At 70.4% G+C, this 13,758-nt stretch carries 11 protein-coding genes; 6 read left to right on the forward strand and 5 right to left on the reverse strand.

Annotation, left to right across the window (positions count from 1 at the left end):
* The first annotated feature begins 90 nt into the window (after positions 1–90).
* The 4 genes from SLUN_RS10120 (at position 91) to SLUN_RS10135 (ending at position 5,112) form a co-directional block, all read left to right on the forward strand.
* Positions 91–774: a hypothetical protein gene (locus SLUN_RS10120; RefSeq protein WP_108154640.1), complete on the forward strand. Its 684-nt coding sequence runs from the start codon at positions 91–93 to the stop codon at positions 772–774.
* 69 nt (positions 775–843) lie between these two features.
* Positions 844–1,659: a DsbA family protein gene (locus tag SLUN_RS10125; protein ID WP_108148173.1), complete on the forward strand. Its 816-nt coding sequence runs from the start codon at positions 844–846 to the stop codon at positions 1,657–1,659.
* Positions 1,660–1,885: 226 nt separating this feature from the next.
* On the forward strand, positions 1,886–3,538 hold the full coding sequence (locus SLUN_RS10130; RefSeq protein WP_108148174.1) for an alkaline phosphatase D family protein: 1,653 nt from the start codon (positions 1,886–1,888) through the stop codon (positions 3,536–3,538).
* A gap of 5 nt (positions 3,539–3,543) precedes the next feature.
* Positions 3,544–5,112 carry a serine/threonine-protein kinase gene (locus SLUN_RS10135; RefSeq protein WP_108148175.1) on the forward strand — a complete coding sequence of 523 codons (1,569 nt, stop codon included), beginning with the start codon at positions 3,544–3,546 and terminating at the stop codon, positions 5,110–5,112.
* Between the two features lie 18 nt (positions 5,113–5,130).
* On the opposite strand, the gene SLUN_RS10140 is transcribed toward SLUN_RS10135, so the two are convergent.
* Entirely contained in the window at positions 5,131–5,700 is a 570-nt protein-coding gene (locus SLUN_RS10140; RefSeq protein ID WP_108148176.1) for a dienelactone hydrolase family protein, read from the reverse strand.
* A 30-nt stretch (positions 5,701–5,730) separates the two neighbouring features.
* On the opposite strand from SLUN_RS10140, the gene SLUN_RS10145 reads away from it, so the two are divergent.
* Entirely contained in the window at positions 5,731–6,858 is a 1,128-nt protein-coding gene (locus SLUN_RS10145) for a mechanosensitive ion channel family protein (RefSeq protein WP_108148177.1), read from the forward strand.
* Between the two features lie 77 nt (positions 6,859–6,935).
* Here SLUN_RS10145 and SLUN_RS10150 read toward each other — a convergent pair whose 3' ends face one another.
* The 4 genes from SLUN_RS10150 to SLUN_RS10165 all read right to left on the reverse strand — a co-directional run bounded on the left by SLUN_RS10150 (position 6,936) and on the right by SLUN_RS10165 (position 10,021).
* Positions 6,936–7,409, reverse strand: a complete 474-nt coding sequence (locus SLUN_RS10150; protein WP_108148178.1) for a GNAT family N-acetyltransferase — start codon at positions 7,407–7,409, stop codon at positions 6,936–6,938.
* Positions 7,406–8,347: an RluA family pseudouridine synthase gene (locus tag SLUN_RS10155; RefSeq protein ID WP_108148179.1), complete on the reverse strand. Its 942-nt coding sequence runs from the start codon at positions 8,345–8,347 to the stop codon at positions 7,406–7,408. The genes SLUN_RS10150 and SLUN_RS10155 overlap by 4 nt, the downstream gene beginning before the upstream one ends.
* A gap of 17 nt (positions 8,348–8,364) precedes the next feature.
* Positions 8,365–8,925: a signal peptidase II gene (gene lspA / locus SLUN_RS10160; RefSeq protein ID WP_108148180.1), complete on the reverse strand. Its 561-nt coding sequence runs from the start codon at positions 8,923–8,925 to the stop codon at positions 8,365–8,367.
* Between the two features lie 61 nt (positions 8,926–8,986).
* Positions 8,987–10,021 (reverse strand): TraR/DksA family transcriptional regulator, encoded by a 1,035-nt coding sequence (locus tag SLUN_RS10165; protein ID WP_108148181.1) that lies wholly within the window; start codon positions 10,019–10,021, stop codon positions 8,987–8,989.
* A gap of 585 nt (positions 10,022–10,606) precedes the next feature.
* On the opposite strand from SLUN_RS10165, the gene ileS reads away from it, so the two are divergent.
* Positions 10,607–13,744 (forward strand): isoleucine--tRNA ligase, encoded by a 3,138-nt coding sequence (ileS, locus tag SLUN_RS10175; protein ID WP_108148182.1) that lies wholly within the window; start codon positions 10,607–10,609, stop codon positions 13,742–13,744.
* Positions 13,745–13,758 lie beyond the last annotated feature (14 nt).

A 13,758-nucleotide genomic window follows, 5' to 3' on the forward strand; every position in this document is an offset into this window, starting at 1 on the left:
GCGGGCCGGCTCCTCAGGGCCGGCTCCTCGGGGCCAGCTCCTCGGGGCCTTAGGAGTCTCTTACAGGCGGGCATGGGACACTCCCCGGTGATGGACATATCAGGGATGCGGCTCAGGGGGCTGCGGGCGGCGATCTTCACGGGACTGGTCGTGACGCTGTCCGCCGCCTCCCATGTGCTGCTGTCCCAGGTCCCGCTGCCGCTGACCACCGTCGCCGGACTCGCGGCGGGCGTCTTCGCCGTCGCGTTCGCGCTGTCGGGCCGGGAGCGCGGCTTCTGGCGGATCGCGGGCCTGCTCGTGCCGCTGGAGCTGGCGGCCGACACGGTCTTCACCACGGGCCAGAACGTCTGTTACGGCCCCGCCGGCGGACCGGTCGCCGGCTCGCTGCGCTCGGTCGGCTTCGACGTGCTGTGCGGCGGCAATGTCGGCACGGCGCTGCCGGGGGTGGCCATCCCCGAGCGGGGTGCGGCCACCCTGCTGCACTCCGCGGACCCGGCGCTGCCCTGGCTGCTGCTCGCCGCGCACATGTCGGTCGGGCTGCTCGCCGCGGCGTGGCTGCGGCGCGGCGAGTCGGCGCTGGCGGGTCTGGTGCGGGCGGTGGGCGCCTTCGCATTCCGCCCGCTGCTGCTCGCGGCCGCGGTGGGCACGGCGCACCGGACCGTACGCCGCGGAGCGCGCCCCGCGCCCCGCCGGCCCCGTACCTCCCGCACCCGCCTGCTGGTGCACTCCGTCGGACGGCGGGGACCGCCGCGCTCGGCGGCAGTTTTCGCCTGAGCACGCAGTCCCCCTTTGCCGTACCCCTTTCCGTATCTCCTGATACGACGTCACACGGAGTGAATGAGCATGAGTGCACGCAACAACCAGGCCAACAAGGCGGCGGCCCGCGAGCGGCTGCGCCAGGAGCGTGAGCGCCAGGCCAAGAAGGACAAGACCCGCCGGCAGCTGATCGTGATCGGTTCGGCGATCGTGGTCCTCGCGATCGCGGGCGGCGCCGGTTACGCGATCATGCAGGCCAATAAGCCGACCCACTGGGAGTCGGTGAAGGACGAGAAGAACGTCACCGCGCCGAAGAACACCGAGGGCGAGAACGGGACGACCGTCGTCATCGGCAAGTCGACCGCGAAGAAGACGCTGGAGCTGTACGAGGACTCGCGCTGCCCGGTCTGCGCGAGCTTCGAGCAGGCGGTGGGCCCGACGGTGAAGAAGGACGTCGACGCCGGCAAGTACAAGGTGAAGTACGTCGGCGCGACGTTCATCGACAACTCCGACTCGGGCGAGGGCTCGAAGAACGCGCTGAGCGCGCTGGGTGCGGCGCTCAATGTCAGCCCGGAGGCCTTCACGGAGTACAAGGCCGCGCTGTACTCGGCGAAGTGGCACCCCAAGGAGAGCGACGACAAGTTCGCCAAGGACTCGTACCTGCTTGAGGTCGCCGACACGATTCCGGCGCTGAAGAGCAATGCCGAGTTCAAGAAGAACGTGGAGGACGGCACCTTCGACGCGTGGGCGATGAAGATGTCGGCGACGTTCGACAAGAGCGGGGTCACGGGCACGCCGGCGCTGAAGATGGATGGCAAGAAGGTGACGGCGGAGGGCAGCGACAACCCGCCGATGACGGTGGAGCAGTTCAACGCGGCGATCGCGAAGGCGCTGAAGGCCTGACGACGGGCGGGGGGTGGGGCGCTGCTCTGCCCCCCCGGCGGGGCAGGGCGCTGCTCTTGGGTATCCCCCTGGTTTCGGGAGGGCGCGGTGGGTGGGGAAAACACCCGCTCGCCCGTTACGACCTCCCCAACCCCAGGCAACATCCCGGTGACCCGCCCCCAATACCCGTGCGAACTTTCCCCATTCGCTCGCCCATTCGGGCTACTGCTCAGTAGTCTGATCCGCCGTGACCAGTCGACTCTCCTCAACTCCCAGCCGCCGCACGGTCGTCAAGGCCGCCGCCGCCACCGCTGTCGTCGCCGCCCCCGTTCTCGCGGCCGCCTCCTCCGCCACCGCCGCCTCCGCCCAGGAGGCCCCCGCCTTCCTGCACGGCGTCGCGTCCGGCGATCCGCTGCCCGACGGCGTGCTGCTGTGGACCCGCATCACACCCACCCCCGACGCCGTGCCGGGCTCCGGCAAGGGCGCCGACACCGCGGTCGGTTGGGAGGTCGCCGAGGACAAGGCCTTCGCCCGGATCGCCGCGCGCGGCACCACCACCTCGAAGGCCGCCTCCGACCACACCGTCAAGGTCGACGTAAGGGGCCTGCGCCAGGCGACCGCCTATTACTTCCGCTTCACCGCCGGTACGGGAATCTCTGCCGTCGGCCGCACCCGCACCGCCCCGGCCACCGAAGCCGCCACCCCCGGAGTGCGCTTCGGTGTGGTCTCCTGCGCCAACTGGGAGGCCGGTTACTTCTCCGCGTACCGCCATCTCGCCGCCCGCGCCGACCTCGACGCGATCCTCCATCTCGGCGACTACATCTACGAGTACGCGACCGGCGGCTACCCGGAGCCCAAGTACGTCGTACGCCAGCACTCGCCGAAGAACGAGATCACCACGCTCGCCGACTACCGCACCCGCCACGCCACGTACAAGACGGACAGCGACCTCCAGGCGCTGCACGCCGCGCACCCGGTGATCGCGATATGGGACGACCACGAGTTCGCGAACGACACCTGGTCGGGCGGGGCCGAGAACCACACCCCCGGCGCCGAGGGCGAGTGGGCGGCACGGGCGGCGGCAGCGCGCCAGGCATACTTCGAGTGGATGCCCGTCCGCGCCTCCACCGAGGGCACCGTCTACCGCCGGCTGCGCTTCGGCAAGCTCGCCGATCTGCACCTGCTCGACCTGCGGTCCTTCCGCTCCCAGCAGGCGACGGTCGGCAGCGGCAGCGTGGACGACCCGAACCGTTCGATCACCGGCCGCGCCCAGCTCGACTGGCTCAAGGCGGGCCTCGCCGGATCCGACGCGGCCTGGAAGCTGGTCGGCACCTCGGTGATGATCTCGCCGGTCGCCTTCGGCTCCGTACCGGCCCATCTGCTGGGTCCGATAGCCGAGTTGCTGGGCCTGCCCAAGGAAGGCCTCGCGGTCAACGTCGACCAGTGGGACGGCTACACCGACGACCGCAAGGAGCTGCTGGCGCACCTCACCCAGCGCGGGATCGACAACACCGTCTTCCTCACCGGTGACATCCACATGGCCTGGGCCAACGACGTGCCGGTCAAGGCGGCGACGTACCCCTTCTCGGAGTCCGCGGCGACCGAGTTCGTGGTGACGTCGGTGACCTCCGACAACCTGGACGACATCCTCCACGTCGCCCCGGGCACCCTCTCGCTGGTCGCGTCGGCGGCCGTCAAGGCGGCCAACCGCCATGTGAAGTGGATCGACATGGACAACCACGGCTACGGCGTCCTCGACGTCACCGCCGAGCGCTCGCAGATGGACTACTACGTCATCTCCGACAAGACGACGGAGGACGCGACCTCCAAGTGGGCCCGGTCCTACCGGACTCTGTCGGGGACACAGCGTGTCGAGCGGGTCGGCCAGCCCGTACGCTGACCCGCATGAACGGGGGCTCGGCTCACAGGGTCATCGACGGGCGCTTCGAGCTGCGGGAGCGGCTCGGCAGCGGAGGCATGGGCACGGTCTGGCGCGCCTGGGACACCGCCCTGCACCGCGAGGTGGCGCTGAAGGAGGTCCGGCCGCCCGATCCGGCGCTCGCGGCCGGTGACCCGGAGGCCTCGCGCACACTGCGGGAACGTGTGCTGCGCGAGGCCAGGGCCCTGGCCAGGATCAGCCACCCCCATGTCGTGACGATCCATCACATCGTGGACGAGGGCCCGCACCCGTGGATCGTCATGGAGCTGCTGCCCGGCACCACGCTCCAGGACCGGCTCGCCCAGGGGCCCCTGGCGCCGCGGGACGCGGCGCGGATCGGGCGGCAGGTGCTCTCGGCGCTGCGTGCCGCGCACGCAGCGGGCATCCATCACCGGGATGTGAAGCCCGCCAATGTGCTGCTGCGCGCCGACGGGAGCGCGGTGCTCACGGACTTCGGCATCGCGGCCCTGCAGGGTTCGGCCTCGCTGACCGCGACCGGTGACCTGATCGGCTCGCCCGAGTACATCGCCCCGGAGCGGATCCGCGGGCGGGACAACGACGCGGCCTCCGACCTGTGGTCGCTCGGTCTGGTGCTGTACGTGTGCGTGGAGGGCGTCAGTCCCCTGCGCCGCGGTACGACGCTGGCCACGCTGGCGGCCGTGCTGGACGACCCGGTGCCGCCGCCGGTGCGCTCCGGTCCGCTCGCGCCCGTACTGAACGCGCTGCTGGTACGGGATGCGGCGGCGCGGCCCGACGCGGCCCGGCTGGAGACGATGCTGGCGCAGGTCGAGTCGGGGAACGCGCCGCACTGGGCGCAGCCGACAAGGACGGCGGGCGTGGCTCCGGTGCCGCCGCCCCCGCCCTTGTATCCGACCCCGCCGCAGACCCCGTACCAGCCGGCGGCGACGCGGCTGCGGCCTCGGCCGCGGCCGCGGGGATCGGCCGGGTCGGCCCGGAACCGTATGCCGGTCGTCGCCGCGGTGATCGCGGTGGCCCTCGCGGTCACCGCGGGCGCGGTGCTGGTGCTCGCCCTGCGCAACCCGGACAGCGGGGACGGCAACAGCTCTGCGGGCAAAGGCAGATCGAGCAGCAGCTCCCCCGCGCCGACCCCTACCGGGACCACGTCGCCGAGCCCCACCCCGACACCCACTCCGACGCCGACGCCGACGCCGAGCCCAACTCCCCCGGCCGGGAACCCGACCACCGATATCTGGGTCGCCCAGCTCGCCTCCGTGTCGAAGTCGGCCGGCACCGCCGCCCGCGACCGCCAGGAGCGGGTCCTGCGCAACCAGGGCCTCAGCAATGTCCGTTACGTCGACAGCGGTGAGTACGCCTCACTTCGCGCCGGCTACTGGATGTTCTACGTCCCCGGCTTCGACAACGGCGCCGCCGCGGTCACCTGGTGCCGCACCAACGGCCTCAGTACGAAGAACGAATGCTTCGGCCGCTTTCTGAGCGACAGCGAGTCCGACCGCGTGTATCTCTGCAACCCGGCCCCGGGCGGCGGCACGACCGGCCGGTGCACCCGCCCCTGAGACCCCAAGCCCCCAGCCCTACAGCGTCGCGAGGAATCCGATCGCGGTCCGCCAGGTCAGCTCGGCCGCCGCCTCGTCGTAGTCGGGCAGTTCGGGGTCGGTGTACAGATGCCCGGCGCCCGGGTAGCGGTAGATCTCCACATCCGCGCCCGCCCGCTGCATCTGCAGATACCAGGCGCTCAGCCAGTCGTGCGGCTCGAACGGATCCGGGTCCGCGACGTGCAGCTGTACGGGCAGTTCGTCCACGGCCGCTCCCGCCGCGATGTCCGAGGTGCCGTGCAGAAGCAGCAGCCCACGCGCCTTCTCGTCGCCCAGCGCGAGGTTCTGCGCGATCGAGCCGCCGAGGGAGAACCCGGCGTACACCAGCCCCTCGTCGGAGTGGGGCGCCGCCGCCAGGATCGCGCGGCGCAGCAGCTCGTCCGTGCCGATCTTGTCCTGGAGCTCCCTGCCCACTTCGACGCTCTCGACGGTTTGTCCCCCGAAGAGGTCGGGCACGTGAACCTGGTGCCCCGCTTCGCGCAGCCGGTCGGCTGCGGCGTGCACGGCCGGGCGCAGACCGTAGGCCGAATGGAAAAGCATGATGTCCATTCGGCCATCCTGCCAGCCCGCGTTGGAGTCATGGAGAACGCACTGCGCCCGTTGACCGTGGTCGGTGGCTCGGTCGTGCTCACCCTGCTGCTCGGCTGGGTCGTCGACCTGCTGCTGCGCCGCGTGGACCGCCACCACCCCGAGACTCCCCTGTGGGGGCTGCTGCGCCGCTGCCGGCTGCCCTTGCAGGTCGTGCTCCTCACCGCCCTGCTGCGAGGGACCTACCGCGAGACGCAGTGGCAGCTCATCGAGGACCACGAGGCCGGGATCGGCCATGTGCTGTCGCTGGTGCTAATCGGCGCGAGCGCCTGGCTGGTGATACGGATCGTCTCCGCCGTGGTGGAGTCCACGTACGTCCGCTACGCGTCATCGACCCGCGACCCGGCCCGGGTACGGCGGGTGCGTACGCAGGTCACGCTGATCATGCGGATCGTCACCGCGATCGTCGTGGTGGTGGCGGTCGCGGCGATGCTGCTGACCTTCCCCGGCATGGAGAAGGTCGGCGCCTCCCTGCTGGCCTCCGCGGGCATCATCGGCATCGTCGCCGGTGTCGCCGCGCAGTCCACACTCGGCAATCTCTTCGCCGGTTTCCAGATCGCCTTCGGCGACATGGTGCGGATCGGCGACACGGTGGTGGTGGACGGCGAGTGGGGCACGGTGGAGGAGGTCACGCTGACGTTCCTGGCCGTACGGACCTGGGACGAGCGGCGCATCACCATGCCGGTGTCGTACTTCACCAGCAAGCCCTTCGAGAACTGGTCGCGCGGCGGGGCGCAGATGACCGGAACGGTCTTCTTCCATCTGGACCACTCGGCGCCGGTGAGCCTGATGCGCGAGAAGTTGCAGGACATCCTGCGGGAGTGCGGTGCGTGGGACGGCCGGGACTGGAGCCTGGCGGTCACGGACACGACTCCCAGCACAATGCAGGTACGGGCAGTGGTCACCGCCAAGGACGCCGACGACGTCTGGACGGCGCGGTGTGCCGTACGGGAGCAGATGATCGCCTGGCTGTGCGAGCAGCATCCGTACGCGCTGCCGCGGATCACGACGTCGCCGGCGGCGGTGGATGGAGGCGCGGCGGCGAAGTCCGGCACACCGGCGGAAGACCACGACGACGGCCACCCCGACGGCGATCAGCCCCGCACGGGCCGAGGCTGACGTCGCGCCCGGTTCGTTCCGTGCCGACAGCACCTCGTGGCGCGCCGCCGACATCATCTGGCTTCTGGATCAGGCCGCTACAGAACCCGCCGCATCGCCCGATGCCCCATCCCCGCGTCCAAGAACTCCGGACCGTACGCCACATACCCCAGCCGCTCGTAGAACCCCAGCGCCTGGGTCTGCGCATGCAGGTCCACCGCCGCCAGCCCCCGCTCCCGCGCCGCGTCCTCGATGCCCCGCACCAGCGCCACGCCCACGCCCAGCCCGCGCGCCGCCTTGTTCACAGCGAGCCGGCCCAGCGAGCCCACCGACGCGTCACCGCCGGTCCTGTCCGCCGCGGCCGGGCCGTACAGCAGGCGTCCCGTGCCCAGCGGCAGACCGTCCGCCGCGACCGCCAGCACATGCACCGTGTCCGCGTCCTCCGCGTCCAGCGCGTCGTACTCGATCTCCTCGGGCACCTGCTGCTCGACCACGAAGACCGCGTTGCGGACCGCGAAGCACGCCTCACGGTCGGCCGGGGCGGCAGCGACCCGCACGACGAAGGAACTCACTCGCTCTCCGCCGTGATCTTGTCCAGCGCCTGCTGCAGATCGTCCGGGTACGTGCTCGAGAACTCGGCCCACTGCCCGTCCGACGGATGCTCGAAGCCCAGCCGCACCGCGTGCAGCCACTGCCTGGTCAGGCCCAGCCGCTTCGCCAGCGTCGGGTCCGCGCCGTAGGTCAGGTCACCCACACAGGGGTGCTTGTGCGCCGACATGTGCACCCGGATCTGGTGCGTACGCCCCGTCTCCAGCTTGATGTCCAGCAGCGACGCCGCCCGGTACGCCTCGATCAGGTCGTAGTGCGTGACCGACGGCTTGCCCTCGGCCGTGACCGCCCACTTGTAGTCGTGGTTCGGATGCCGGCCGATCGGCGCATCGATCGTCCCGCTCATCGGGTCCGGGTGCCCCTGCACCAGCGCGTGGTACCGCTTGTCCACGATCCGGTCCCGGAACTGCGCCTTCAGCAGGGTGTACGCCCGCTCCGACTTGGCCACGACCATCAGCCCGGACGTGCCGACGTCAAGGCGGTGCACAATGCCCTGGCGCTCCGCCGCACCCGACGTCGAGATCCGGTACCCCGCCGCCGCGAGCCCGCCGATCACCGTCGTCCCGGTCCAGCCCGGGCTCGGATGCGCGGCCACGCCCACCGGCTTGACGATCACGACGATGTCGTCGTCGTCGTGCACGATCTCCATGCCCTCGACCGGCTCGGCCACGATCTGCACCGGGGCGGGCGCCAGGGGCATCTCCACCTCGAGCCACGCACCGCCGTGCACCCGCTCGGACTTTCCGACGGCGGAGCCGTCCACCTGCACCTTCCCGGCGGCGGCCAGCTCGGCCGCCTTCGTACGGGAGAACCCGAACATCCGGGAAATGGCGGCGTCGACGCGCTCGCCCTCAAGGCCATCGGGTACGGGCAGGGTGCGGATCTCGGGAAGGGTACTCACCCGTCGAGTATGCCTTGTCAGTCCTTGTGGACGGTCCCGTCGGGGTCCAGCCCCTTGAACGACAGGATCACAATCAGGATCCCGCCGCACACGATCACGGAGTCGGCGAGGTTGAAGACGGCGAAGTGCGCGGGCGCGATGAAGTCGACGACCGCGCCCTCGAAAACGCCGGGCGCACGGAAGATCCGGTCGGTGAGATTGCCGAGCGCACCGCCCAGCAGCAGGCCGAGCGCGATCGCCCAGGGCAGGCTGTAGAGCTTGCGCGCCAGCCGCGCGATCACCACGATCACCGCGGCCGCGATGACGGTGAAGATCACCGTGAAGGCCTCGCCGATACCGAAGGCCGCGCCGGCGTTCCGTACCGCCTCGAACTTCAGCAGATCGCCGATGATCTCGATCGGCTCGTGGTGCTCCAGCTTGGCCACCACGAGCATCTTGCTGCCGAGGTCGATCAGGTAGGCCACGAGGGCAACGCCGAACAGCACGGCGATCCTGCGCTTGCCCTTCGGCTGCTCGGCGCGCGCCGCAGCCTCGTCGTCAACATCTGGCGTACCGATGATGCGCTCCGCCTCTGCCACGTGAGTCCCTCAACCTAGGTGCCTGACTGAGCACGAGGGTACGGCACACACGTACGGAGTCTCAGCCCCGCCTTTCCTGCTTCTGCTTGTCCTCGACACAGAGCGTGGCGCGCGGGAACGCCTGCATACGGGCCTTTCCGATCGGCTTGCCGCAGATCTCGCAGAGCCCGTACGTCCCCGCGTCGAGCCGCTGCAGCGCCCGCTCGGTCTGCTCCAGCATCTCCCTGGCGTTGGCGGCGAGCGACATCTCGTGCTCGCGCGTGATGTTCTTGGTCCCGGTGTCGGCGTCGTCGTCGCCGGCACCGTCGCCGGAGTCGCGCATCAGCCCGGCCAGTGCCACCTCCGAGGAGAGCAGCTCGGCGTTCAGCCGGGTCACCTCGCTCTCCAGCTCCGCCCTCGCCTCGGCGACCTCTTCCGGTGTCCAGGGATCCTCGCCGGGCCGTACCGCGAGCTCACCGGGCGGTGTCGCGGCCACTGTAGGGGCCGTGGGCAGCGCTGCAGCGCCCTTGCCGGCAGCCGATGCCCCACCCGCGGTCTTCTTCGCTCCCACCGTTCTGGCTCCTGTCTGCTTGGCGGCCTGGGCCGCCTCCTTGGCCGCAGGTGCGGCCTTCTTCGCGGCCTTCTTCGCGGCCTTCTTGGCCACGGCCTTCTTCGCAGGTGCCTTCTTCACCGGCGAGGTCCCCACCGCCGGTGCGGCCATCTCCTTCACGGCCGTCGCCTTCTTCGCAGTCGTCTTCTTGGCGGTCGTCGTCTTCTTCGCGGTCGTCTTCTTCGCGGTCGTCGTCTTGGCGGTCGCCTTCTTCGACGTTGCCTTCGCCGGCGCCGTCTTCTTGGCGGTGACCTTCTTGGCCGTGGCCTTGGCAGTGGTCTTCTTCGCGGTGACCTTCTTGGCGACCGCCTTCTTGGCAGGCGCCTCGAGAGCCGACACCTTGTTGACAGGCGCCGCAGCCGCCGACGCCTTCTTCTTCACGGGGTTGTCCGCCGCCACGGCCTGCTTGGCGACGGTGCTCTTCTTCCCGCTCGGGTCCTTCGCCGCCGCACCAGCGGCGGCGGATCTTGCGGACGCCGTCTTCTCGGCGGTCTTCTTCGCCACCATGGCCGCGGCCCCTTCACATATTGTGATCTCGCTCGCGAATCGTGCTGGGACGATAAGTCGACCCCAGCCCCGCGGCAAACGGGGCACGCCGCCAGCTGGGCCCGCCTTGGCCTGCGGCAAGACGAACCTGCATCCGTTGTGCCCAGCTCCCCGCCGGGTAATCCGCCGCACGGGCGGAGCCGGACTCCGCCGGACCGTGTGTGGCCATTCGGGTCAACGGCACGGCCCGCGAGAGACCCCGTGGACGACACCGCGGACAGCCCCGTGAAATGCGGTCGGCCGCCTCCCGTACCGCCCCGTACACTGGGCGGAGCGAAAGGCGTGGATGGGGACGAGTAGCTTCGTACGCAGCCATGAGCGACCCGGGGACGGTGAGAGCCCGGGGGCGAGCGCGGAGTGAAGCATCACCCCTGAGCCGCCGGAAGAAAGCCCGCAGCCGGACCGCGGGCGAGTAGACCCGGCATCGCGACCCCAATGAGGGGGCTCACCGGTCACTGGCCGGCGGGCCAAGGAGGGTGGTACCGCGGGAGCTCGCGCTCTCGTCCCTCCGACGGAACAGACACTGTCCGTTGGAGGAGCTCGTCGATGACACCACCCCAGTATCGCCCGGTGCCCGCCCAGGTCGATCTGTCCGCGCTCGAGCACGCTGTGCTCGACTTCTGGCGCGAGAGCAAGATCTTCGCCAAGAGCCTGGAGCAGTCCGAGGGCCGCCCCGAGTGGGTGTTCTACGAGGGCCCGCCGACCGCCAACGGCATGCCCGGCGCGCACCACATCGAGGCCCGCGTCTTCAAGGACGTCTTCCCGCGCTTCCGCACCATGCGCGGCTACCACGTCGCCCGCAAGGCCGGCTGGGACTGCCACGGCCTGCCGGTCGAGCTCGCCGTCGAGAAGGAACTCGGCTTCGCGGGCAAGAAGGACATCGAGGCGTACGGCATCGCCGAGTTCAACGCCAAGTGCCGTGAGTCGGTGACCCAGCACACGGACGCCTTCGCCGAGCTGACGACCCGCATGGGTTACTGGACCGACCTCGACGACGCGTACCGCACCATGGACCCGTCGTACATCGAGTCGGTCTGGTGGTCGCTGAAGGAGATCTTCAACAAGGGCCTGCTGGTCCAGGACCACCGCGTCGCCCCCTGGTGCCCCCGCTGCGGCACCGGCCTCTCCGACCACGAGCTGGCGCAGGGGTACGAGACGGTCGTGGACCCGTCCGTCTTCGTCCGCTTCCCGCTGACGAGCGGCCCGCTGGCCGGCGAGGCGGCCCTCCTGGTGTGGACCACCACCCCCTGGACCCTGGTCTCCAACACCGCCGTCGCCGCGCACCCCGACGTCACATACGTCGTCGCGACGAACGGCGAGGAGAAGCTCGTCGTCGCGGAGCCGCTGCTGGAGAAGGCGCTCGGCGAAGGCTGGGAGACCACCGGCCGGTCCTTCACGGGCGCGGAGATGGAGCGCTGGACGTACGACCGCCCCTTCGCCCTGGTGGAGTTCCCCTCGGAGGCCCACTACATCGTCAACGCCGAGTACGTGACGACCGAGGACGGTACGGGTCTGGTCCACCAGTCCCCCGCCTTCGGTGAGGAGGACCTCAAGGTCTGCCGTGCGTACGGCCTGCCGGTGGTCAACCCGGTCCGCCCCGACGGCACCTTCGAGGAGGATGTGCCGCTGGTCGGCGGTGTCTTCTTCAAGAAGGCCGACGAGACCCTCGTGGACGATCTGCAGGCCCGCGGCCTGCTCTTCAGGCACGTCCCGTACGAGCACAGCTACCCGCACTGCTGGCGCTGCCACACGGCGCTGCTCTACTACGCGCAGCCGTCCTGGTACATCCGCACCACGGCCATCAAGGACCGGCTGCTCGAGGAGAACGAGAACACCAACTGGTTCCCCGACTCGGTCAAGCAGGGCCGGTACGGCGACTGGCTGAACAACAACATCGACTGGGCGCTGTCGCGGAACCGCTACTGGGGCACGCCGCTGCCGATCTGGCGCTGCGAGGAGAACCACCTCACCTGCGTCGGCTCGCGCACCGAGCTGACCGAGCTGACGGGCACGGACCAGTCGGCACTGGACCCGCACCGTCCGTTCATCGACGATGTGACGTTCCCCTGCCCGACCTGCCAGGGGACCGCGACGCGCGTCCCCGAGGTCATCGACGCCTGGTACGACTCGGGTTCGATGCCGTTCGCGCAGTGGGGCTATCCGTACAAGAACAAGGAGCTCTTCGAGAAGCGCTATCCGGCGCAGTTCATCTCGGAGGCGATCGACCAGACGCGTGGGTGGTTCTACACGCTGATGGCCGTCGGCACGCTCGTCTTCGACAAGTCCAGTTACGAGAACGTGGTCTGCCTCGGCCACATCCTCGCCGAGGACGGCCGCAAGATGTCCAAGCACCTGGGCAACAGCCTGGAGCCGATCCCGCTGATGGACCAGCACGGCGCCGACGCGGTCCGCTGGTTCATGGCGGCCGGCGGCTCCCCGTGGGCGGCGCGGCGCGTGGGCCACGGCACGATCCAGGAGGTCGTCCGCAAGACGCTCCTGACGTACTGGAACACGGTGGCCTTCCAGGCGCTGTACGCCCGTACGTCCAACTGGGCGCCGTCCGCGGCGGATCCGGCGCCGGCCGAGCGCACGGTCCTGGACCGCTGGCTGCTGAGCGAGCTGGGCGCGCTGGTGGACCAGGTCACTTCGGCCCTGGAGTCGTACGACACCCAGCGCGCCGGCAAGCTCCTCTCCTCGTTCGTCGACGATCTGTCCAACTGGTACGTACGCCGCTCGCGCCGCCGCTTCTGGCAGGGCGACAAGGCGGCACTGCGCACCCTGCACGACGTGGTCGAGACGGTCACCCGCCTGATGGCTCCGCTGACCCCCTTCATCACGGAGCGGGTCTGGCAGGACCTGATCGTCCCGGTGACGCCGGACGCGCCCGAGTCGGTCCACCTGTCGACCTGGCCGGCAGCCGACCTGGACGCGATCGACCCCACGCTCTCCTCCCAGATGGCGCTGGTGCGCAGGCTGGTGGAGCTGGGCCGCGCGACGCGTGCGGAGTCGGGTGTCAAGACCCGTCAGCCGCTGTCCCGCGCGCTGGTCGCGGCGACGGGCTTCGAGTCGCTCCCGCCCGCGTTGCACGCCCAGATCACGGAGGAGCTGAACGTCTCGTCCCTGGCCTCTCTCTCGGAGGTCGGCGGCTCACTGGTCGACACGACGGCCAAGGCGAACTTCCGCGCGCTGGGCAAGCGCTTCGGCAAGGGCGTCCAGGCGGTGGCGAAGGCGGTCGCCGAGGCGGACGCGGCGGCACTGTCCCTGGCCCTGCGCGGGGGCAACGCGTCGGTCTCCGTGGACGGCGAGACCGTCTCCCTCTCCCCGGACGAGGTCATCATCACGGAGACCCCGCGCGAGGGCTGGTCGGTGGCCTCCGACTCGGGCGCGACGGTCGCCCTGGACCTGGAGATCACTCCGGAGCTCCGCCTGGCGGGCCTGGCGCGTGACGCGATCCGCCTGATCCAGGAGGCCCGCAAGAACAGCGGCCTGGACGTGGCGGACCGGATCGCGGTGCGCTGGTCCTCCTCGGACCCGTCGACGGCGGAGGCACTGTCGGCGCATGCGGAGCTGATCGCGGACGAGGTGCTGGCGACGAGCTTCACGCCGGACGAGCCGGACGCCGGCTTCGGCCCCCTGTTCACGGACGAGGGCCTGTCCCTGACGTTCCGCCTCCGCAAGGTCTGACGCCGGGCCCGTAC

Source organism: Streptomyces lunaelactis (genome assembly GCF_003054555.1).
Classification (GTDB): domain Bacteria; phylum Actinomycetota; class Actinomycetes; order Streptomycetales; family Streptomycetaceae; genus Streptomyces; species Streptomyces lunaelactis.

Excerpts from the sequence above, each read along its gene's own strand:
- SLUN_RS10120 (WP_108154640.1), top strand. The coding sequence starts at position 91 with ATGGACATATCAGGGATGCGGCTCAGGGGGCTGCGGGCGGCGATCTTC.
- SLUN_RS10125 (WP_108148173.1), top strand. The coding sequence starts at position 844 with ATGAGTGCACGCAACAACCAGGCCAACAAGGCGGCGGCCCGCGAGCGG.
- SLUN_RS10135 (WP_108148175.1), top strand. The coding sequence starts at position 3,544 with ATGAACGGGGGCTCGGCTCACAGGGTCATCGACGGGCGCTTCGAGCTG.
- SLUN_RS10140 (WP_108148176.1), bottom strand. The coding sequence starts at position 5,700 with ATGGACATCATGCTTTTCCATTCGGCCTACGGTCTGCGCCCGGCCGTG.
- SLUN_RS10145 (WP_108148177.1), top strand. The coding sequence starts at position 5,731 with ATGGAGAACGCACTGCGCCCGTTGACCGTGGTCGGTGGCTCGGTCGTG.
- SLUN_RS10165 (WP_108148181.1), bottom strand. The coding sequence starts at position 10,021 with ATGGTGGCGAAGAAGACCGCCGAGAAGACGGCGTCCGCAAGATCCGCC.
- ileS (WP_108148182.1), top strand. The coding sequence starts at position 10,607 with ATGACACCACCCCAGTATCGCCCGGTGCCCGCCCAGGTCGATCTGTCC.